At 54.6% G+C, this 19964-nt stretch carries 23 protein-coding genes; 20 read left to right on the top strand and 3 right to left on the bottom strand.

Going from position 1 to position 19964, the window contains the following annotated elements; all coding sequences use genetic code 11:
• Window positions 1-8: 8 nt before the first annotated feature.
• Both DYA43_RS04550 and DYA43_RS04545 read right to left on the bottom strand, forming a co-directional pair.
• Complete coding sequence (locus tag DYA43_RS04550) at window positions 9-1340, bottom strand: sigma-54-dependent transcriptional regulator (RefSeq protein ID WP_020329971.1); 1332 nt, start codon at window positions 1338-1340, stop codon at window positions 9-11.
• Window positions 1340-2164 carry an OmpA family protein gene (locus DYA43_RS04545; protein ID WP_061056302.1) on the bottom strand — a complete coding sequence of 275 codons (825 nt, stop codon included), beginning with the start codon at window positions 2162-2164 and terminating at the stop codon, window positions 1340-1342. Before DYA43_RS04545 ends, DYA43_RS04550 begins: the two co-directional genes overlap by 1 nt.
• Window positions 2165-2729: 565 nt before the next feature.
• On the opposite strand from DYA43_RS04545, the gene DYA43_RS04540 reads away from it, so the two are divergent.
• The 19 genes from DYA43_RS04540 (at window position 2730) to DYA43_RS04450 (ending at window position 18492) form a co-directional block, all read left to right on the top strand.
• Window positions 2730-3548, top strand: a complete 819-nt coding sequence (locus tag DYA43_RS04540; protein ID WP_024373215.1) for a FliM/FliN family flagellar motor switch protein — start codon at window positions 2730-2732, stop codon at window positions 3546-3548.
• Entirely contained in the window at window positions 3545-3913 is a 369-nt protein-coding gene (fliN, locus tag DYA43_RS04535; RefSeq protein ID WP_020329968.1) for a flagellar motor switch protein FliN, read from the top strand. The genes DYA43_RS04540 and fliN overlap by 4 nt, the downstream gene beginning before the upstream one ends.
• Before the next feature lie 12 nt (window positions 3914-3925).
• On the top strand, window positions 3926-4684 hold the full coding sequence (gene fliP / locus DYA43_RS04530) for a flagellar type III secretion system pore protein FliP (protein ID WP_047460233.1): 759 nt from the start codon (window positions 3926-3928) through the stop codon (window positions 4682-4684).
• A gap of 29 nt (window positions 4685-4713) precedes the next feature.
• Window positions 4714-4983 carry a flagellar biosynthesis protein FliQ gene (gene fliQ, locus DYA43_RS04525; protein WP_004725108.1) on the top strand — a complete coding sequence of 90 codons (270 nt, stop codon included), beginning with the start codon at window positions 4714-4716 and terminating at the stop codon, window positions 4981-4983.
• Window positions 4983-5759, top strand: a complete 777-nt coding sequence (gene fliR, locus DYA43_RS04520; RefSeq protein ID WP_047460234.1) for a flagellar biosynthetic protein FliR — start codon at window positions 4983-4985, stop codon at window positions 5757-5759. The genes fliQ and fliR overlap by 1 nt, the downstream gene beginning before the upstream one ends.
• Window positions 5756-6886, top strand: coding sequence for a flagellar biosynthesis protein FlhB (gene flhB / locus DYA43_RS04515; RefSeq protein ID WP_044361999.1), 1131 nt, complete (start codon window positions 5756-5758; stop codon window positions 6884-6886). Before fliR ends, flhB begins: the two co-directional genes overlap by 4 nt.
• A gap of 27 nt (window positions 6887-6913) precedes the next feature.
• Window positions 6914-9007, top strand: coding sequence for a flagellar biosynthesis protein FlhA (flhA, locus tag DYA43_RS04510; RefSeq protein ID WP_061056301.1), 2094 nt, complete (start codon window positions 6914-6916; stop codon window positions 9005-9007).
• On the top strand, window positions 9000-9812 hold the full coding sequence (locus tag DYA43_RS04505) for an EAL domain-containing protein (RefSeq protein ID WP_044362000.1): 813 nt from the start codon (window positions 9000-9002) through the stop codon (window positions 9810-9812). The genes flhA and DYA43_RS04505 overlap by 8 nt, the downstream gene beginning before the upstream one ends.
• Before the next feature lie 185 nt (window positions 9813-9997).
• Window positions 9998-10825, top strand: a complete 828-nt coding sequence (gene lafA / locus DYA43_RS04500) for a lateral flagellin LafA (RefSeq protein WP_020432054.1) — start codon at window positions 9998-10000, stop codon at window positions 10823-10825.
• Window positions 10826-11229: 404 nt separating this feature from the next.
• Window positions 11230-12567 carry a flagellar filament capping protein FliD gene (gene fliD, locus DYA43_RS04495; protein WP_024373220.1) on the top strand — a complete coding sequence of 446 codons (1338 nt, stop codon included), beginning with the start codon at window positions 11230-11232 and terminating at the stop codon, window positions 12565-12567.
• A 20-nt stretch (window positions 12568-12587) separates the two neighbouring features.
• Window positions 12588-12974 carry a flagellar export chaperone FliS gene (gene fliS, locus DYA43_RS04490; RefSeq protein WP_020329958.1) on the top strand — a complete coding sequence of 129 codons (387 nt, stop codon included), beginning with the start codon at window positions 12588-12590 and terminating at the stop codon, window positions 12972-12974.
• On the top strand, window positions 12958-13272 hold the full coding sequence (locus DYA43_RS04485) for a hypothetical protein (RefSeq protein ID WP_020329957.1): 315 nt from the start codon (window positions 12958-12960) through the stop codon (window positions 13270-13272). Before fliS ends, DYA43_RS04485 begins: the two co-directional genes overlap by 17 nt.
• A gap of 1 nt (window position 13273) precedes the next feature.
• Window positions 13274-14341 (top strand): flagellar hook-length control protein FliK, encoded by a 1068-nt coding sequence (locus DYA43_RS04480; RefSeq protein ID WP_061056300.1) that lies wholly within the window; start codon window positions 13274-13276, stop codon window positions 14339-14341.
• A 23-nt stretch (window positions 14342-14364) separates the two neighbouring features.
• Complete coding sequence (locus tag DYA43_RS04475; RefSeq protein WP_020329955.1) at window positions 14365-14868, top strand: flagellar basal body-associated FliL family protein; 504 nt, start codon at window positions 14365-14367, stop codon at window positions 14866-14868.
• Between the two features lie 10 nt (window positions 14869-14878).
• Window positions 14879-15607 carry a FliA/WhiG family RNA polymerase sigma factor gene (locus tag DYA43_RS04470; protein ID WP_020329954.1) on the top strand — a complete coding sequence of 243 codons (729 nt, stop codon included), beginning with the start codon at window positions 14879-14881 and terminating at the stop codon, window positions 15605-15607.
• A gap of 9 nt (window positions 15608-15616) precedes the next feature.
• On the top strand, window positions 15617-16474 hold the full coding sequence (motA, locus tag DYA43_RS04465) for a flagellar motor stator protein MotA (protein WP_020329951.1): 858 nt from the start codon (window positions 15617-15619) through the stop codon (window positions 16472-16474).
• Window positions 16474-17466: a flagellar motor protein MotB gene (locus DYA43_RS04460; protein ID WP_020329950.1), complete on the top strand. Its 993-nt coding sequence runs from the start codon at window positions 16474-16476 to the stop codon at window positions 17464-17466. The genes motA and DYA43_RS04460 overlap by 1 nt, the downstream gene beginning before the upstream one ends.
• Window positions 17467-17540: 74 nt before the next feature.
• Complete coding sequence (locus DYA43_RS04455; protein ID WP_024373222.1) at window positions 17541-17828, top strand: hypothetical protein; 288 nt, start codon at window positions 17541-17543, stop codon at window positions 17826-17828.
• 136 nt (window positions 17829-17964) lie between these two features.
• Entirely contained in the window at window positions 17965-18492 is a 528-nt protein-coding gene (locus DYA43_RS04450; RefSeq protein ID WP_061056299.1) for a copper resistance protein NlpE, read from the top strand.
• Window positions 18493-18570: 78 nt separating this feature from the next.
• On the opposite strand, the gene DYA43_RS04445 is transcribed toward DYA43_RS04450, so the two are convergent.
• Window positions 18571-19404: an SDR family oxidoreductase gene (locus DYA43_RS04445; protein WP_061056298.1), complete on the bottom strand. Its 834-nt coding sequence runs from the start codon at window positions 19402-19404 to the stop codon at window positions 18571-18573.
• Window positions 19405-19554: 150 nt separating this feature from the next.
• Here DYA43_RS04445 and DYA43_RS04440 point away from each other — a divergent pair, with 150 nt between their 5' ends.
• Window positions 19555-19929 carry a winged helix-turn-helix transcriptional regulator gene (locus tag DYA43_RS04440; RefSeq protein ID WP_199251200.1) on the top strand — a complete coding sequence of 125 codons (375 nt, stop codon included), beginning with the start codon at window positions 19555-19557 and terminating at the stop codon, window positions 19927-19929.
• Window positions 19930-19964: the final 35 nt, after the last annotated feature.

Here is a 19964-nt window from a genome sequence, read left to right as displayed (position 1 = left end):
CCTCTCCTTTAGGCGGCTGAGCCTAGTACTGACTGAAGGTCGATGCCCTGTTCACGCATCGCCGCCAATTTGTAGCGCAGTGCGCGGGTCGATACGCCCAGAGCATTCGCCGTTTTCGTCCGGTTACCACCGAACTGACGAAGTTTGTCCAGAATGTATTGGTATTCCGCCTGTTTCTTTGCTTCGACGTGACCAAAGGCCGCATCAGATACCACAGGCTGTGAAGGTGACTGGAACTCCACCGGCAGCATCAGATCCTGCGCAGTGATGTAGTCGCCGTGACGCATCACCAGAGCACGCTGAATCACGTTCTCCAGCTCACGAATGTTGCCCGGCCAATGGTACTGGCTGAGCGCCACGCGCGCGTCCTGAGACAGATGGCATCTGCTGCCATCCTGATATTTGGTAATAAAAAACTGACTGATCGGCAGGATATCCTCTTTGCGCTCACGCAGCGGTGGCCAGTGCAAAGGCAACACATCCAGACGGTAATAGAGATCTTCACGGAACTGGCCTTTCTGCACCTCTTCGCGCAAGTCTTTGTTGGTGGCGGCAATCACACGAATATCCAGTTGAATCGCTTTGTGACTGCCCACCCGTTCCACTTCCCGCTCTTGCAAAACACGCAGCAACTTGGCCTGTACTGCTGGTGACATTTCGCCGATTTCATCGAGCAGAATGGTGCCGCCGTTGGCCTCTTCAAACTTACCGCTTTGCGACGCCAGTGCGCCGGTAAACGCGCCTTTGACGTGACCAAACAGCACCGCTTCCAGCATCGACTCCGGAATGGCGGCGCAGTTGACCGCCACAAACGGACCGTCTGCACGGTTAGATTGTTGGTGCACGTAACGCGCCAGCACTTCTTTACCTGTGCCGGACTCGCCGGTGATGAGTACGCTGGCGCTGGTGCAGGCGGCGCGATGCGCCAGTTGCAGCACCTGCTTACTGCGCCAGGATTCAGCGACGATGTTGGCCATCGGTTTACCAAGCGCTTCCACGCGGCGCAGCAGATTCAATAACTGATTGGATTCAAACGGACGCAGCAGATAATCGGTCGCGCCCGCTTTCATGGTTTCTGCCGCCAGAATGCCCTGATCCTGATCGACAATCGCAATTGCCACCCCCGCGCCTGCTTGCTTCTGATGACACGCGACCCACTCACGCACGCCCATGTCCGGTAAGTTGGCACTCACCACCGTGATGGCGGCGGCCTCCTGTAATAACGCACTGCGGCCGGTACGTGCATGGCGCACGCGGTAGCCGGCTTCGATCAAAACATCGATGACGGGTTGAGCTAGAAGTTCGTTTGGCTCAACCAACAAAATATCTGACTTCGTCATTACTGAACCTTCATTGAGTCGTTGGTTGGAGGAGTGGCGGCCACCACGCTTTCGTCGTCACGGACTAAGCGGATCACCACGCGGCGGTTTTGGGCACGGCCGGATTCGGTCGCGTTGCTGGCCACGGGATACCGCGAGCCGTGAGCGCGAATTTGAATTTTGTCAGCCGCGACCCCGAGTGTTTCCAGCACCGCGGCAACCTGATCGGCACGGCTGCGCGATACACTCAGGTTGGCTAAACGCGAACCGACATTGTCGGTGTGGCCGTCAATCAGCAGATACGTCACCCGTTTGTCACGCTCAACATAAGAAATCAGGTCACGCAGTGTGCGTTGCTGAGCAGCGCTCAGCGACTGCTGACCCGAAGCAAAATGGAGAGAAGTATCGCGCGCCTCGGTAAAGGTGATCGCCGGCAGCCGTTGCTGACAAGCTTTGAACTGAGTGATGACGTTGTGCACGCGAATGGAAGGCAGCGTGACCCGCTGCGACTCGGAAGGGGTGCTTCCGCTCAGCGACAGTTGTAGCCACTGCCCTTGGTCTATCGCGTGCAGTAACGCATCAATATTGGTCGAAAAAGAGAAGCGGTTGCCTTGGTGGCGAATCCCCTCACTAATTGGGGTCGCCTGCTGCGGCACAATCCACGGCGGAGTAAGCAAAGACAGGTCTGCCTGCTGCCAAGTTACCGGGCTATTATTAAAGCGAAATTCAAAGGATATTTTATTATTTGTGACTGAGCGGAAATAAAACTTCCCATGCGGAACTTCCGTATGCATCAAATTGCAATTAAATACATCACCTTTATATATCCAAGATGACAAATCCATAGGAACTTTTATCTCTTGCTCAGCAAAAGATGGCATAGTTAGAAATAAACCTAAAGCGCAAGAAGTGATTGAACATATTTTTAACACTTGGTGATAGAAATATTTTTTACCTTCTATTGACACTTTCCTGTCATTTAAATATGCCACCGAATTATCATAACTGGCATACATTTTCATATTGATGTCCCAATCTGATTCAATGTCCACCACGTTACAAGCCTTTGTAAATCAAGAAGTAAACGTGCTGAGACTGATGAATAAACAACCAACTAATACAAAAAGTTATCTTCCGTGACGTCTTCTGCAGCGATTCATTCGCCGTCTTAAACACGAAAAAACAGCCTATAAATTAGGCTGATCATTTTTTATTCATTTATATCTATAATTATTTAGCGACCAACCTAACCGCTTTCGTATTTTTATTGAAGAACTAAATTGGCGGTTCAAATCAACATATGAACTAACGTCACAAAGTTATAATTAGGCACTAAAAATAAATAAAAAATTCTGTGTAGACTGTGCTCCACAAAGAAAACACTCTCTGTCAACGCACGGTAAAATATAAATGGAAAATCAAATCCAGACGCCTATTCCCGAGGTGAAGACCTTAAACGTGGAACTACTAGGAAAGCCGATTCATGTTATTCGGGAAAAACTGGACACCATTATCACCGACTCCTGTAACGGCCTGACCAGCGAGCTGCAGAACTGGCTGACCACGCACCATATCGATGTGGAGCTGGAATCGGTGGAACTGCACAGCCTCAAGCCTTCAGACATCGACAAGAGCTGTATGACCCAGTTTCGTCATCAGGACGGCGGCGCGCTGTTTGTGCGCCTTGAAAGCAGCATGCTGATCAAACTGGCCGATCGCTTTTACGGCGCCAACATTGAACGCAGCCAAAGTGTGCTGACCAGCAGCGACCGTCGCCTGCAAGAACGCATCGGCAAAGTGACCACTCAGTGGGTCGCGCCGCAAGAGATGTGGCAACTGCACGACGGCGACATCGGCAGCGGCGTCGGCCTGAAAGCCGAACTATCACTCCGTTATGCTGACCAGCGCGGAGTGTTGACGCTGATTTTTGAAAGCCAGTTGGTGCAAACCCTGATTGACCAACTGGATCTGCAACCCAATGCCGAACTGAGTGAGCAATTTCACCGTTCGCTGCAACACGCCCCAGTACGTCTCAATGTACTGCTGAGCAAGAAAACCATGCCACTCAGCGATGTGCTGAATCTGGCACCCAATGACATTCTCCCCATCGACTTACTCTCCACTGTTCCGGTCAGTATCGGTAATGAGCGCCTGTTTTCAGGCCGGGTTGCCGAGCAGGAAGGACAACTGGTGTTGATTTTAAACCAAGATAAGGAATCCCTAAGATGAGTGACGCTCTAGACAATGCAAGCTTTGATGGCGAAGAGCTCAATTTCGATGATTTTCATCTGGAAGATTTGGAAACAGAAACCGTGGTTGAGGCAGCGCCAAAAGTGGAACGTGACCTGAGCTTCTTTCGCAATATTCCGGTCACCGTCACGCTGGAAGTCGCCAGCAAAGAGATCGCGCTCGGCGATCTGATGAAAGCGGGCGAAGGCAGCGTGATTGAACTGGACAAGCTCAACGGCGAGCCACTGGATGTGAAAGTGAACGGCTCGCTGCTGGGTCACGCCGAAGTGGTGGTGGTGAACGACAAGTACGGCCTGCGCCTGATTGACGTGCTCGACAGCGCCCTCACCGCTGTGGGCCAATAACAGGTTTTTGTCATGACTCAACCGCGTTCCCTGCGCTGGATTGGTGCGCTGGCGCTCGTGCTGATGCTGTTTGCATGGCCGACACTGGCGGCCGATAACGGCCTGACCCTTTTCACGGTGTCCGACGGCAGCACTCAGGAAGAGTACAGCGTCAAACTGCAAATTCTGTTGCTGATGACGGCGCTGAGTTTTCTGCCGGCGTTCATTCTGATGGCCACCAGCTTTACCCGCATCATCGTGGTGCTGGCGATTTTGCGTCAGGCGCTCGGCCTGCAACAGAGCCCGCCCAACCGCGTCCTGGTCGGCATTGCGCTGGCGCTGTCGCTGCTCATCATGCGTCCGGTGTGGAGCGATGTGTATGAGCATGCGTTCAAACCGTATGACCAAGGCCAGATTACGCTGATGCAGGCGTTTTCCGTCGCGGAAAAACCGGTGCGCAATTTCATGCTTGCGCAGACACAGCAAAGCTCGCTGGAGCAGATGCTGCGTATCGCTAACGAACCGCTGGATCAGAACGTCGACGACATTTCGTTTGCCGTGGTACTGCCGGCGTTTGTCATCAGTGAGCTGAAAACCGCGTTTCAAATCGGCTTCATGCTGTTCATTCCGTTTCTCATCATCGATCTGGTGGTCGCCAGTGTGTTGATGGCGATGGGGATGATGATGCTCTCGCCACTGATCATCTCGCTGCCGTTCAAACTGGTGGTGTTTGTGCTGGTCGATGGCTGGGCGATGACGGTCGGCACCCTCTCGGCCAGCTTCGCGCAGTAGCGTGACTCGGCACATTTAAGGAACGCTGTATGACTCCAGAAACTGTCGTGACCCTGATTTCCAACGCCGTATGGATGGTGATCCTGATTGTCGGTGTGTTGGTGGTGCCGGGTCTGATTGTCGGCCTCGGCATTGCGATTTTTCAGGCCGCCACCCAGATCAACGAACAGACGCTGAGCTTTCTGCCACGCCTGATGGTGACGTTGCTGATGGTCATCTTTGCCGGTCACTGGATGCTACGCAAGTTCATGGAACTGTTTGATTTTCTGTTCCATAACATTCCGGGGATGATTGGCTGATGGAGCTGAGCTTTGCCGAGATTTCCAGCTGGTTAGGGCAACTGTGGTGGCCCTTTTTCCGTATCGGCGCCGTGTTTGTTTCGATGCCGTTTTTCGGTGACCTACTGATCCCGGTTTGGGTGCGCAGTCTGCTTGCCCTCTCCATCACCGTGATCACCGCGCCTTTGATGCCCGCGATGCCCGCGGTCGATTTGATGTCGATGACGTCGCTGTTTCTCGCGTTTGAGCAGGCGGTGTGGGGGCTGATGTTCGGCCTGATTCTGCACATGCTGTTCACCGTGTTTACCATGCTCGGCCAGATTGTTTCGCTGCAAATGGGTCTTGGCATGGCGATGATGAACGACCCGGTGAACGGCCTGTCCGTCGCCATTCTCGGCCGCATTTTTCTGGTGTTCACCACCCTGCTGTTTCTGGCATTGGAAGGTCACTTAGTGGTGATTGATGTACTGATCCAGAGCTTTACCGTGTGGCCGGTCGGCTCCGGGATCACCATGTTGTCGCTGCAAGGCATCGTCAACATTTTCAGTTGGATGTTCTCGGCGGCGCTCGCGTTGGCGCTGCCTGCCATCGTCTCGATGCTGCTGGCCAACATCAGTTTTGGTGTCATGAACCGCGCCGCCCCCAGCCTGAACGTTTACGCACTCGGCTTTCCGATGACCATGTTGCTCGGCCTGTTCAGCGTGCTGATTTCCGTCTCCGGTGTGCCGGGACGCTACGGCTCGCTAGTGCATGACACGCTGCGCTTTCTCCATCAGTTTATGGCGGGGGGCGCATGAGCGATCAAGCTTCGTCTCAGGACAAAACCGAGAAGGCCTCGCCGCAGAAAGTCAAAAAGGCGCGCGAGCAAGGCCAGATTCCCCGCGCCAAAGAGTTCACCACCGCGGTGATTTTTCTCGCCGTGGCCATCTACTTCTACGCCCAGCTGCCCGCCATCTGGCAATCCATCGCGGGCGTGTTTCGCTATAACCTGTCGCTGACCCGCGCCGATCTCGACAATCCGATGCAGATGATTGAACAGTTGGGTCACAGCCTCGGTATGGTGATTGAGCTGTTGATGCCGATGTTTCTGGTCATCATCGTGGTGACTCTCGCCAGCAGCATGATTCTCGGTGGCTGGCTGTTCCGCCCAGCCAACCTGCTGCCAAAGCTGAGCAAACTCAATCCGATCAGCGGTATCAGCCGCATTTTCTCCACCCGCTCGCTGGTTGAACTGGTGAAATCAACGCTCAAAGTCAGCGTCATTTTCGCCGTGCTGTACGGCTATCTCGATAACCATCTGCAACCCATGCTGGGCATGCAGGGGCTGCCACTCAATCAGGGCTTTATCCTGATCATGAAAATCCTGTTTGAAGGCTTACTGCTGATGGGCTTTGCCCTGTTGGTGTTTGGTGTGATTGACATTCCTTACCAGCGCTGGGAACACCTCAAAGAGCTCAAAATGACCAAGCAAGAGCTGAAAGAGGAATACAAAAACAACGAAGGCCGCCCGGAAATCAAACAGCGTATTCGCCAGATTCAGCAGCAGTTCGCCCGTCGCCGCATCGACAAAATGGTGCCCAAAGCCGACGTGGTGATCGTCAACCCGACCCACTACGCCGTGGCGTTGAAATACGATCCGGCACTGTCAGACGCGCCGTTTGTGGTCGCCAAAGGGGTGGATGAAACCGCGCTGCACATTCAGCGCCTCGCGCGTGACAACCAGGTGGAGATTATCCACTCGCCGCCGCTCACGCGTTCGATTTACTACACCACTGCCATCGAGCAGGCTGTGCCCAGCCAGCTGTATGTGGCGGTGGCCCATATTCTGACCTACGTCCTGCAGCTGAAAGCGTTTCGCAGTGGCAGCGGTGAACAACCGTTGCCACTGCCACACTTTTCGATTCCGAAACATCTGCAGCACTGATTTGCATTGAATGAAGGACTGATAACCATGCTCAACCGGTTAAAACAATGGCAAAACTCCGGCAAGGGATACCTCGGTATTCCGATTGTGCTGCTGATGGTACTGGCGATGGTCATTCTGCCACTGCCACCGCTCCTGTTGGACGCGCTGTTTACCTTTAACATCGTCCTGGCGATTCTGGTGCTGCTGGTCAGCACGACCGCCAAGCGCCCACTCGATTTCTCCATCTTCCCGACCATCCTGCTGGTCGCAACGTTGCTGCGTCTGACGCTCAACGTTGCATCTACCCGTATCGTGCTCTTGGAAGGTCACAACGGCGGTGATGCCGCCGGTAAAGTGATTCAGGCGTTCGGTGAAGTGGTGATCGGCGGCAACTACGTGGTCGGTATGGTGGTGTTCATCATCCTGATGATCATCAACTTCGTGGTGATCACCAAAGGTGGCGAACGGATCTCCGAAGTCTCGGCGCGCTTTACGCTCGATGCCCTGCCGGGCAAGCAGATGGCGATTGACGCCGACCTCAACGCCGGCCTGATTGACCAAGATACCGCGCGCGATCGTCGCCGCGAAGTCGCCAATGAAGCGGACTTCCACGGTTCGATGGACGGTGCGTCGAAATTTGTGCGCGGTGACGCGGTCGCCGGTTTGATGATTCTGTTCATCAACATCATCGGCGGGATCAGCATTGGCGTATTCGAACATGGCCTGCCTGCCTCAGAAGCGTTTAAAACCTACGCACTGCTGACCATCGGTGATGGTCTGGTCGCGCAGATCCCATCCTTGCTGCTGGCAACGGCTGCGGCGATTATCGTGACGCGCATTAACGACAGCGACAACGACATGTCGCAGACCATGCACAAGCAACTGCTGGCCACGCCGGCCACGCTGTTTACCGTCGCGGGCATCATGGTGGTGATGGGTATTGTGCCGGGCATGCCACATCTGGCGTTTTTCACCTTTGCGGCGGCGCTGGCCTTTGCCGGTTGGCGGCAGGCCAAAAGCCCGGTGGTCGACACCTCGCTCGATGAAGTCGAAGCGATTTCGCAGGCGATGCAAAACGAAGGCGACGCGCCACTCAGCTGGGAAGACATTCCCCACGTGCAGACCTTGTCGCTGGCGCTTGGCTATCGTCTGGTGCATCTGGTCAATAAAGATCACGGCGCGCCGCTGACGCAGCGCATTCGCGGTGTGCGGCGTAACCTCTCCGAGCAGGTTGGCTTTTTGCTGCCGGAAGTGGCGATTCGTGACAACCTGAGCCTCAAGCCCAACCAATACACCATTTCGCTCAATGGCGAGCTGGTCGAACAGGGCTTTATCGAACCCGACCGCCTGATGGCGATCGCCGTGGGTGAAACCTATGGCGACATCGACGGCATTCTCGGCAGCGATCCGGCCTACAACCTTCCGGCGGTGTGGATTGAACACCCGCAGAAAGCACGCGCACTGAACATGGGTTATCAGGTGGTGGATGATGCCACCGTAGTGGCGACCCACATCAGCAAAGTAATGAAAACGCATCTGGCGGAGCTGTTTAACCACGACGATGTCGATGCGATGAATCAGCGCCTGACTGCGCAAGCGCCGAAACTGGCGGAAGCGCTGGCCGCAGCGCTGCGCCCGGCGCAGCAGCTCAAAGTGTACCGTCAGCTGCTGCTCGATCAGGTGCCGCTGAAAGACATCCGCACCATCGCCAACACCATGCTTGAATCGTCGGAAAACACCAAAGACCCGATTCTGCTTGCCGCCGATGTACGCTGCGCCTTGCGCCGCACGCTGATTAACCTGCTGGCAGGGCAGAAGAACGAGATTCCGGTGTATGCCTTGTCCGACGAACTGGAACAGATGCTGATGACCTCGCTGCATCAGGCGCAGGCGAGCGGCAGCGTGATGCTGGACAGCTTCCCGGTCGAACCGAATATTCTCGGCCAGTTCCAGCAAAACCTGCCGCTGATTAAGCAGCAGTTGAAACAGCAAGGCATGGCACCGATTCTGTTGGTGATGCCGCAACTGCGACCGCTGATTGCCCGCTACGCGCGTACTTTCTCGCACGGACTGGCGGTGCTGTCGTACAACGAAATTCCTGAAAACAAACAGATCAACGTGGTAGGAAACCTTGGCTAATCTCTCATCTCATCAAGCGCTGTACCATTATCTGCGCGACCTTATTGAGCAGCACATCGTCACGGAGGACGACGCGCTGGTGTTTGACGCATTTCAGCGCAACGACATTCGCCACGCCTGTCAGGCGATTCGCGAGGCGCAAAGTGGCGAGGTGGAATATCAGCACCTCACGTTGCGTTTTGGCAGTCAGGGCGAACAGAGCGTGTATCAGTTTGAGCTGTCAGAGCCGATGGCGTTCTGTCTCGATCTCTACAGCCTGTATCTGGCGCTGCGTCAGTCGCGTTTTCAGATGGAAACATTTCATCCGGATCTCATCAGCAACGTGGTCGTGCCGATTCGTGCCGATGCGTTGCTGTGGCCAGCGGGCGCGCTGTTTCTCGACCAGATATTGCAGTTTCATCGCGCCGCGTTTGCCCACGTGGTGCCGTCGGTGCAGATCAACTTTGCCAACCCGCTGCACCCAGGGTTGGATGAACTGGTTGAACAGGTTCGCGAGAACGCGTATGCGCTGTGGTTTGAACTCTACACCGCGGCAGAAAACTTTGAGCAGATTGCGCGCTATAAGCCGGACATGCTCAAGCTCGCGGTGTCGCTGGAGAACAAAGAAGATCGCAGTGCCTTTCTGCCTATCGTGCGTTTTTTGCGTCAGCACCGCTTTAAATGGGTCGCCGGCCGCGTCGCCAGCCAGACCGAACTGAACCAGTACAAACTGCTCGGCGCGAGTTATTACTTCGGTTACTTCAGCGATATTCCGACGTCGTTGTCCTTTAAAACCTTCGATGAAGCGGATAACGACAGCTGGTAACGCCTTGCTTGCCCCTCAAAATAGGGTGATTTCTGGAATAGACTTCACCTTATTCCTCCCTTTTTCGCCCTTTTCTCAATTTTTTTAAATTTCTGATTAATTCTCGCCAGCAACCATCCGCCTCTAGTTAGTGAGCAGGGAATATCCCGAAGAGCCTGAAGATAGCGACAACCAAGGAGACTAAGATGGCTTTATCTATGCACACTAACTACGCATCGCTAGTTACGCAAAACACTCTGAACAGCACAAACAACCTGATGACTACTGCGATGGAACGTTTGAGCACTGGCCTTCGCATCAACTCTGCAGCGGATGACGCAGCGGGTCTGACTATCGCGAACAAACTGGAAGCACAAACTCGCGGTATGTCAGTAGCGATGCGTAACTCTCAGGACGCTATCTCTATGCTGCAAACAGCAGACGGCGCACTGGAAGAGCTGACTAACATCGCTTACCGCATGAAAGACCTTGCCACTCAAGGCGCGAACGGCACCAACGGTACCACTGAACTGGCAGCGCTGGATTCTGAATACCAAGAGCTGGAAGCAGAAGCAACACGTATCCTGACGCAAACCACTTACGGTGCAGGTCAGCAACTGCTACAAGGCGGCAAACTGGCTGCAGCAGTGGACTTCCAAATCGGTGCGTCAGCAGCAGAAACTCTGACTGTGGATATCTCAACTAACCTAGCGGCAGTTGACTTCACCACAACAGGTGCACTGACAACGAACGCGGCATCAAACGCTGAAATCACTGTGATTGACGGTCTGTTTGACACCATCAACACCGTACGTTCAACACTGGGTGCGAACATCAACCGTCTGGACCACACAATCAACAACCTGGCTAACGTGTCTGAAAACACCGCAGCAGCGAAAGGCCGTATCACTGATGCTGACTTCGCGGTTGAATCGTCAAACATGACGAAGAACCAGATGCTGATGCAAGCAGGTACAACAGTACTGTCTCAGACTAACCAGATTCCTGGCATGGCAATTTCACTGCTGCGCTAAGCACTTACGCCATACAATCTGTACGTTTGTATTTGCCTCCCGCTGGTCGGGAGGCTTTTTTCCGTTTACTTTTTCGTGGCGCCTGTCCTCTTCCTTCCGACAACATAGCCGGCGCCTTTTTTCTTGCCTTCCCTGACTTAATTTCCTCGCCCAAATGGTCGCATTACCCCTTTGAGAAACCCTTATTTCCAAGGAATTGATTTCTGAGGAAAAGCGGAACTGCCGATGAGGAAACACCGCTTCCGTTTTTCGCCCATCAATTAACTAACATATTGTTTTACATACATTTAATCAGTGGCACACATCTTGCGAACTTAGCGACAGGTTTATCAAACCCGATCACGCTACCGCTACGTCAGGTGTGAGCGCAAAGGTAAGCAGACTGAGCAACAGGGAGCGCCCGAATGAGTTCATTAGATCCAATCACCATGGCAACACAGCTGGCTACATACGATGTGCAGCCATTTCAGCAGCGTTTGAACACGCAATCGTCCCAGTACCAGTCACAATTGACCGCACTGGGCAAAGTGGAAACCGCACTGCGCGCTTTCCGCACGGCGATCACTGAAATGAACAGTTCCACCAGCAGCATCGTGAAAAACAGCGCCACCGTATCGCAAGAAGGTTACTTCTCCGCGACGGCCGACGCCAACGCGCTGGCGGGCAGCTATCAGGTGTTTGTTGAACAAGTTGCGACCGCGCATCAGGTGTCGGCCAGCATGCCCGCTAACCTGGATTCCACCACGCAAGTACCAACCACTGGCACCATGGATTTCACCATCAATGGCACCACCATGACGTTGGATCTCTCGACCCTCGACAGCGACGGTGATGGGATTGCGACGGTGGCGGATCTGGTGTCGGCCATCAACAACGACAGCAACAACCCGGGCGTGAACGCGACGCTGGTGCGCTCGAACGGCCAAACCTATTTCATGCTGTCGAGTACCGAAACCGGTGTGGCCAACTCGGTCAACGTTTCCGTCTCCGGCACCGGTCAGACCTGGTTTGAAGATGCCTTTACCAACCTCAACGAGATCAGCGCGCCGCAAGATGCCGTGATTTGGCTTGGCGCCCAAGGCACCGGCCTGCAACTGACCAACAGCAGCAACACCTTTGAAGGCGTGATCAACGGCGTCGACCTGACCGTGACCAAAGCGCAAACCAGTGGCGAAGCGCCACTGAGCCTTTCCGTCGGTGCGGATCAGGAAGGCACCAAAGAGCAGATGAATAAGATCATCGAGGCCTACAACAGCCTGATGAAAACCATCGATTCTTACACCTCGATTGGCGGCGAAGATTCTCAACGCGGTGTGCTGGCGAGCGACCCGACAATTCGCTCAATTGAGAGCCAACTGAAAACGTTAGTCCGTGGCGAGTTTGAAGGCATGCGCCTGAGCGATCTCGGCATCGAAATCAGCCGCGACGGCACGATGAAAATCGACGCCGACAAGTTTGAAGAAGCGCAGACCACCAATACCGCGGCGCTGGAATCTTTCTTCAACGGCGATGGCAATCTGCTCGACAGCCTGGATTCGCTGCTTGACCCGTACCTGCAATTTTCTAACGGCCTGTTTAAGTCACGTAAAGATGCGCTGCAACAGAACATCAGTCGCATTGAAGACAAACAGACGGCACTCGAGCGCAAATACGACATGGCGTATGACCGCTACCTGAAACAGTTCACTCAAATGAACCAATTAATTACCAAGATGAACCAGACAATGTCGATGTTCGGCTAAGTCTGGCGAGGAGAAGTTTTATGTTAATGGACTCGGGCTACGACTCTTATCAACAAGTCGATTTAGATGCACAAGCCGCCGCCGCGACCCCTCATCAGTTGGTGGTCATGCTCATTGACGGCCTGCTGAACGAGATTGAACGCATTCGCGGCCACATCAGCGTGGGGCGATTAGCAGAAAAAGGCGCGGGCATTAACAAGTGCATGAACATTCTGATCGGCCTCGACAGCGCGCTCGATATGGAGAGCGGTGGCGAGCTGGCAGCCAACCTGCACCAGTTGTACGACTTCTGCCAGGTTGAGCTGTATCAGGCCAGCGTGCAGAACGATGTGGAGCGCCTGAGCACCGTTGAAACAGTCATGGGCAACATAAAAGAAGGATGGATGAATTTTGGTCAATACGCATAAGGTTTCTCCTGAGCGATTCCGCCATCTTTCTCAGCGGATCACCATCGCGACAAAATTACAGGACTGGAGCGCGCTCGCCCGCTACGACAGCGAGCTGCGTGAACTGCTGCAATACCACAAGCCGTTTCTACGCGACACTCAACTGGCGCCACAAATCGCCAAAGCAAAAGCGGCGCATCAGGCTGCTTTGGAAGCGCTGCAAGCCGCGACCTCTGAGCTGGAATCGGAAATGGCACAGGTCAGCGCGCAGCAAGAGCGCGCCCTTGCCTATCAGCTCGCCATGACCATGGAGGGTTAACATGCAAGCGATGACGTCTTCCTCTAATTACTCGGCAGCGAGCTATGCTTCACCCGGCAAAGCCTCACAGGCTGGTTCATCGTCCGCCAGCGGCAAATCGGATGCGGCGCCGGATATTCATCAGGCGCGTTCGTTTGGCGACGCGGATGCCAGCAGAGCGGCCAGCTTTACGCTTGGCCAGCCTGCCCGGTCATTGCCGTCATTCAGCGACGAGCAGCCAGAGCCGGAGCTGACGACTCAACACCAAGATGAACAAGACGAACTGACCGCGCTGGTCGCGCTGCTGAACGCCAATCAACCTATCCCAACGCAGGCTCAGTTGGTCAAAGGGTTCGCCGAGAGCCACAGCGTAAGCGGCGTAAAAACTGCAAATACCGTCGCGGCGCAGAACCCAAGCGCAAACTCTGCGGCGCTATCGGCAACAGGACAATCGGCAGCGGGGCTACTTAACGCGCAATCTGCGCCGTCCATCACCGAGAGCCAGCCCGTTGCGACCAAAGCGGCGGTCACTCTCGACAGCGCGTTAAACGCGGCGCTCAATCAGGTCATCAACCCGGCATCTGGTGCGGCAAGCAACGGTCAAGCGCAAACTCAGGTTAACGCGCCGAGCGCCGCGACCACGGTGGTCAATGCGCCGGAATGGGCCAGCGTGCGCATTGATAGCCAAGCGGGCAAATGGGGCGAACAGATGCTGCAAGTACTGCACGATCGCGTCACGCTGCAAGCGCAGCAGAATCTGCAGGAAGCCAAGATCCGCCTCGATCCACCCGATCTCGGCAAGCTGGATTTGGTGGTACGCGTGGAAGGCGATCGCCTCAGCGTGCAGATCAACGCCAATGCCGCGGCGACCCGTGAAGCCCTGATGCAGGTGTCTGATCGTCTGCGCGCCGAACTGCAAAGCCAGAACTTTGTGCACGTCGATGTCAATGTCGGCTCCGATCAGGGCGGCCAGCGCCAATCATCGTCTCAGGATGACGCCGCTGCCAGCACCATTTTCGCGGCGCGCGACTCTGCCGACGAGCCGTTTACCTCTTCTCTGTCTGAGCACTGGCTCAGCACTCACGCCTAAGGTTTCAACGAGGAATAAAGGTTATGACCAAACAGCAACTTATTACCGTGTTTATCATGATGATCATCACCAGCGCCCTCGTCTCTGCGGGAACCGTGTTTGGCGGCATCTGGTATCTCAAGCAGCAGAGCGCGCAGCAAGAGCAACCGTCCGGAGACTGGCTGGCGAACTCGCCGCTGGCGTTTTTAAGCGAAACCAACCAGTCACCGAAAGCGCCGAGCTTTCATTCGCTGGATAAAGTCGTGCTGAGCGTGAAGGGCAAGAATCAGAACCACTTTCTGATGCTGGAAATCGCGGTCGAAACCCGTCATCCGGAACGCATCGCCAACATCGGTGATTACATGCCGGTGGTGCGCAATTCGCTGATCAAACTGTTCAGCGACAAAACCTATGAAGATTTGCAGCAGGACGGCGCGATTGAGCACCTGCAAAACGAGGTCAAGCTGACCATTCTCAACGCCTTTGAGAAGACCGACATTCTGCGCGACATCGATGATGTGCTGCTGACCAAATACGTCGTGCAGTAGGGACGCGCTTATGTTGGATATGCAATACCAGGAAGGGTATGACGTGTCGGACGAGGTTGCCTCGCCGACACTGCCGATCGACGAAAACCGCCTGCTCAGCCAGTATCAACATCTGGTGAAGCGGGTTTCTAACCAATTGCGGGTGCACGCGACCACGCATTGCAGCATCGAAGATATGCAGCAAATTGGCCTGATTGGCCTGCTGGAAGCCGGGCGCCGTTACGGCAACATTGACGACCCGAACTTTCCCGCGTTTGCGGTGTGCCGTATTCGCGGTGCGATTCTCGATGAACTGCGCCGTCTGGACTGGCGGTCACGCAAAACCCGTCAGCAAGCGCACGAGCTCAACGACGTGACCCGCGACCTGACCCGTAAACTGGGCCGTCAGCCGAATGACAACGAAATCATCGCTGCCCTTGGCACCGATGAGCAGGACTACTACGCGCGCCTGAACGCGTCACTCGCCGGGGAAATGCAGAGCCTGGATCAGCTGATTGAAAATGGCGTCGAGCAATTTGCCGACGGCCATTACGACGGCATGACGCAGGAACACATACGCCGCAGTTTAGAACAGGCGCTCGGCCAGCTGTCAAAACGCGACCAACTGCTCCTGACCCTGTTCTATCAACACGAACTCAACTTACACGAAATCGCGCTCGTGCTCGATCTGACGCCGCCTCGCATCTGTCAGCTACACAAACAGGCGCTCAAACAACTCAACCAATATTTGTCCTCTTAGGAGCCACTTATGCAAAAGTTTCTTGGTGCCATCATTGTTCTGATGTGTGTATTCGGCGGTTACGTCTGGGCGGGCGGCAGCCTGACCGCAATTTGGCAGCCAGCGGAGTTTCTCATTATCGCCGGGGCGGCGCTCGGCTCACTGATCATCGGTAACCCGCCGCAGGTGCTCAAAGAGATGCGCCGCCAACTGCGCATGATTCTGTCACAACCGAAAAATGAACAGGCGTATTACATGGAGCTGATGGCGGTGCTGCAAGTGCTGCTGGAAACCGTACGCAGCGGCGGATTTAAGTCGCTCGATAAGCACATTGAAAATCCGGAACAGAGCCCGATTTTTGCCCGCTACCCGCTCGTTGCGCGTGATTATCGTCTGGTTTCGTTCATTACCGACAACCTGCGCTTAATGGCGATGGGCCAGATGTCGCCTCATGAACTTGAGGGGTTGCTGGAACAAGAAATCGACGCCATTCAGACCGACCTGCTACTGCCATCGCGTTCGATGCAACGCACCGCAGAAGCACTGCCGGGCTTTGGTATTCTGGCGGCGGTAGGCGGCATCATCATCACCATGCAAGCCATCGATGGTTCCATCGCCCTCATCGGCTACCACGTTGCCGCGGCACTGGTGGGCACCTTTATCGGCATCTTTGGCTGTTACTGCTGTCTTGATCCGGCGAGTAACGCCATGGCTCAGCGCGTCAAACGCGACATGTCGGCTTTTGAATGCGTGCGTGCCACTCTGGTGGCCTACGTGGCGAAGAAACCGACACTGCTGGCAATTGACGCTGGGCGTAAGCATATTCAGCTAGACATTAAACCAACCTTCAACGACATGGAGAAATGGCTAGCGGAGCAGGAGGGATAATGCAAAAACAGGAGCATGTCGTATTCAAGCGCTCTACCCGCAGTCACGACGAGCCTCACCATGGCGGTGCCTGGAAAGTCGCCATGGCCGATTTTATGATTGCCCTGATGGCGCTGTTTCTGGTGCTGTGGGTGATGCAGGTAGTGAATAAAGAAGAGCGTAAAGCGATTGTCGCGCATCTGCACAGCGCCAGCGTGTTCGATCGCAGCTACGGCAACCCGTTTGATACTTCGCAGAGCATCTCTCCTATCGATTTAGCTTCGGAATCGTCGGTACCGAGCAAGCACGATTCCAACCATACCGTGACTTCGTTCTATAACGGCAACGGCAATGGCCCGGAATCGGATGCGATCATTCCCGGTAACTTCGATACCCAGGAACAGCTGACTATTCTGGCCAAAGTGATTGAAGAGATGATGCGCCAGATCAGCGCGCAAGGGAACGTGCACGTTTCCGTGACACCGCAAGGGCTGCGCATTGTGCTGCAGGACGACTACAAACAGCACATGTTCAGTCGTGGCGGAACCGAGCTGACACCTTTTTTTGAAGATCTTCTGCTGGCTCTGGCTCCGGTATTTCAGCGGGTTGAAAATCCGCTCATCATCAGCGGCCACACCGACTCCACCGCGTTTAAGCAGCGTTTCAGCAATCGGACGAACTGGGAGCTGTCGGCCAACCGTGCCAACATTGCGCGCCAGACGTTGGTGGCCGGCGGCATGCCGGAACAGCGCGTGTTGCAGGTTACCGGCATGTCGGACCGAGCCTTGCTCAACCCGGAAGAGCCGGATGGCAGTGAAAACCGCCGCATTGAACTGTTTGTCCTGACCACGCCAGCTGCGCAGGTGCTGGAGACCTTCTTTGGCAATCAGCAGGACGGTGAGCTGGACAAAGCGCGCGATAAAGCGCAGTTCAATCAGCCAGTGCTGCGTCAGGAAACCATTCAGTATTCAACCCCGGTCGAGACAAAAAAGCAGCCCGACCAACAGTTATAACGCGTACTCTGCCCGAAGCCTGAGCCTCGGGCAGCTTTCCCGGTTTCATGGACTTCTTTATTACCGAGCACGTTATGTATCAGCATCCCGGCGAACATGCCCACAAAGACGGACTGAAAAAAGCCTTTCTCTGGCTGATCGTCATTGATTACTGCCTGCTGGGGCTGTTTTTGCTGCAACTCACCAGCCTGACGCTGCACGCGGGCACCAGCATCAGTCTGCTGCTGATGGTGTACAACATTCTGCTCAGCTTTCTCTGCTTTCAGCGCACCAGCAAGCAGGAATCCTACATCATCTATCCGACGCTTTCGGCGACGCTGCTGGCGTTCATCTGCTTCCTGTATTTCTTTTTTCTGATTTAACCTACGGAGTTATAACCGCTTTCTGACAGCATCCCCCGAAAGTATGACGGCGGACTGACGTGTCTGACATTTCTCTGTTGAATAATACTCATCAACAACAACGTCCACACGAAAACTCGATAGATAAGGATAGATGATGAAAAAAGCGATGTTCGCCCTAAGTGCACTGACTTTCATTTTAGCGGGCTGTGACACGGCTGAGAAAGCGGCAACGCAAGCAGAATCTCAACCCGCCGTGGATACACTGCCAACCGCAGTCAGCAACGCAGTTTCAACCGTCACCGACACCGTTTCAGCCGCCGCAGGCGCCGTTGCAGAAACCGTCGAAGCCGGTCACAACGCCTTCAACAGCCTTGATTGGCAAGGCACCTACAAAGGCACGCTACCTTGCGCCGATTGCGCAGGCATCGATTACACTCTGACGCTGAACGAAGATGAAACCTACACCCTGACTCAGGTGTATCAGGGTAAAGAAGACGGCGGTCAGTTCAGCTCTAACGGTAAATTCCACTGGGATACCAAAGGCAGCGTAATCACACTGGAAGATGGCTCAGAAACGCCTAACCAGTACTTCGTGGGTGAAAACATGCTGATGAAACTCGACATCAACGGCGAGAAAATCACTGGCGATATGGCCGCGCTGTATAACCTGCAAAAGCAGTAAGTCGTGACTGACTCACCTCCCCCTGAAACAACAACGCCAGCATGATGCTGGCGTTGCTTTTTTTCTGATGCAGCGCGCTCAGCGCAGCTCGGCCAGATGATCGGCAATGTACTCATCCAGCGAACGCGGCGCTTTGCCGGTGAGAGTGACAACCGCATCGCTCACGCCAGCCGTCCAGCCTTCGCGCACCGGATAGAAAATCGAGGTCAGAAATTCCGCGTAGTCGGCAGGGACACCCACCGATTTCAGCAGGTCACAGAACGCGCCCTCTTCCATCGCCTGATAAACCACTGGCTTACCGAGCGCTTCACTGATTTTTTGCGCGGCTTGCGCATAGCTCAGCGCCTCTGGACCGGTCAGGTTGAACGCCTGATTGTCAAAACGATTTGTGGTTAATGCCGCCGCTGCGCTACTGGCAATATCACGCACATCAATAAAACTCGATTTGCCTTCCCCTGCCGGAACGCCAATCACACCTTGGTCGATGCCCGCTTTCCAATAGGTATGGAAGTTATCGGCAAACCAGTTCGGACGCAGGATCACATACGGCACACCGGAGTTTTCCAGCGCGATTTCCACTTGGCGGTAAGGAATGGAATCATCGGCATCCACACCGAGTACGCTTTGGAATACCACCTTCACATTGCGCTCAACCGCAGCCTGAATTACGGGCTCGAGCAGAGCTTTTGATTCCACATAACCGCCTGGCAGCATCACATAAGCGCGGTCAACGCCGTCGAACGCGGCGTCAAAGGTTGTTGGGTCAGCAAAATCAAACACCACACCTTCAGCCGCACCAAACGCTTGACCACTGCGCGACGCAGCTTTGACCTGTTCCCCTTTTGCCAGCAACTCTGCCACCAGCGGTTGACCAACGTGACCAGAGGCACCCAATACCAATACTTTGTTCATTCTGTTCTCCTAGGTATATTTTGGAAACTATGTAGTTGATAGAAACTTTGTAAACAATCTATACTCCCGAGCTGACGTTGTGAAGAAGGCACTTTTGGGTAACAAGGTGTCCTTGAGGTAACCACCCTGTGGTTTGAGCATAGAGGAAGAATGATGGATTTTGCGTATGACGTTTATGAGAACCGCTGCCCAACCCGCGCGGTGTTGGATCGCATTGCCGACAAATGGGCACTGCTGATTTTAGACAAACTGCGCGGCGAACCGGTGCGCTTTAACCACCTCAAACGCGACATCAAGGGCATTTCGCAAAAGGTCTTGTCTCAAACCCTGAAAAAGCTCGAACGCGATGGGTTGGTCAGCCGCACCGTTTTTCCCACCGTACCGGTGACCGTGGAATACGCGTTGACGCCACTCGGCACGACGTTAACCGACGCCGTGGCTGCCCTCGCGCACTGGGCGGAAAACAATATGGACGCGGTACTGAAGGCACAAAAGAGCTACGATGCCAAACTTGATGGCGAGTAGGATTTCCGCTGAAGGCAAACTCACACCAAACCGAC

The organism is Vibrio fluvialis, assembly GCF_900460245.1.
GTDB classification, from domain to species: Bacteria; Pseudomonadota; Gammaproteobacteria; order Enterobacterales; family Vibrionaceae; genus Vibrio; species Vibrio fluvialis.
The sequence above is the reverse complement of the archived record's forward strand: the minus strand, read 5'-3'. Positions and strand labels throughout refer to the sequence as shown.

Excerpts from the sequence above, each read along its gene's own strand:
- DYA43_RS04445 (WP_061056298.1), bottom strand. The coding sequence starts at position 19,404 with ATGAACAAAGTATTGGTATTGGGTGCCTCTGGTCACGTTGGTCAACCG.
- fliQ (WP_004725108.1), top strand. The coding sequence starts at position 4,714 with ATGACTCCAGAAACTGTCGTGACCCTGATTTCCAACGCCGTATGGATG.
- flhB (WP_044361999.1), top strand. The coding sequence starts at position 5,756 with ATGAGCGATCAAGCTTCGTCTCAGGACAAAACCGAGAAGGCCTCGCCG.
- DYA43_RS04480 (WP_061056300.1), top strand. The coding sequence starts at position 13,274 with ATGCAAGCGATGACGTCTTCCTCTAATTACTCGGCAGCGAGCTATGCT.
- DYA43_RS04450 (WP_061056299.1), top strand. The coding sequence starts at position 17,965 with ATGAAAAAAGCGATGTTCGCCCTAAGTGCACTGACTTTCATTTTAGCG.
- DYA43_RS04550 (WP_020329971.1), bottom strand. The coding sequence starts at position 1,340 with ATGACGAAGTCAGATATTTTGTTGGTTGAGCCAAACGAACTTCTAGCT.
- DYA43_RS04460 (WP_020329950.1), top strand. The coding sequence starts at position 16,474 with ATGCAAAAACAGGAGCATGTCGTATTCAAGCGCTCTACCCGCAGTCAC.
- flhA (WP_061056301.1), top strand. The coding sequence starts at position 6,914 with ATGCTCAACCGGTTAAAACAATGGCAAAACTCCGGCAAGGGATACCTC.
- fliP (WP_047460233.1), top strand. The coding sequence starts at position 3,926 with ATGACTCAACCGCGTTCCCTGCGCTGGATTGGTGCGCTGGCGCTCGTG.
- DYA43_RS04475 (WP_020329955.1), top strand. The coding sequence starts at position 14,365 with ATGACCAAACAGCAACTTATTACCGTGTTTATCATGATGATCATCACC.
- motA (WP_020329951.1), top strand. The coding sequence starts at position 15,617 with ATGCAAAAGTTTCTTGGTGCCATCATTGTTCTGATGTGTGTATTCGGC.
- fliS (WP_020329958.1), top strand. The coding sequence starts at position 12,588 with ATGTTAATGGACTCGGGCTACGACTCTTATCAACAAGTCGATTTAGAT.
- DYA43_RS04455 (WP_024373222.1), top strand. The coding sequence starts at position 17,541 with ATGTATCAGCATCCCGGCGAACATGCCCACAAAGACGGACTGAAAAAA.
- lafA (WP_020432054.1), top strand. The coding sequence starts at position 9,998 with ATGGCTTTATCTATGCACACTAACTACGCATCGCTAGTTACGCAAAAC.
- DYA43_RS04440 (WP_199251200.1), top strand. The coding sequence starts at position 19,555 with ATGATGGATTTTGCGTATGACGTTTATGAGAACCGCTGCCCAACCCGC.
- DYA43_RS04545 (WP_061056302.1), bottom strand. The coding sequence starts at position 2,164 with ATGGATTTGTCATCTTGGATATATAAAGGTGATGTATTTAATTGCAAT.
- fliR (WP_047460234.1), top strand. The coding sequence starts at position 4,983 with ATGGAGCTGAGCTTTGCCGAGATTTCCAGCTGGTTAGGGCAACTGTGG.
- fliN (WP_020329968.1), top strand. The coding sequence starts at position 3,545 with ATGAGTGACGCTCTAGACAATGCAAGCTTTGATGGCGAAGAGCTCAAT.
- DYA43_RS04540 (WP_024373215.1), top strand. The coding sequence starts at position 2,730 with ATGGAAAATCAAATCCAGACGCCTATTCCCGAGGTGAAGACCTTAAAC.
- DYA43_RS04470 (WP_020329954.1), top strand. The coding sequence starts at position 14,879 with ATGTTGGATATGCAATACCAGGAAGGGTATGACGTGTCGGACGAGGTT.
- fliD (WP_024373220.1), top strand. The coding sequence starts at position 11,230 with ATGAGTTCATTAGATCCAATCACCATGGCAACACAGCTGGCTACATAC.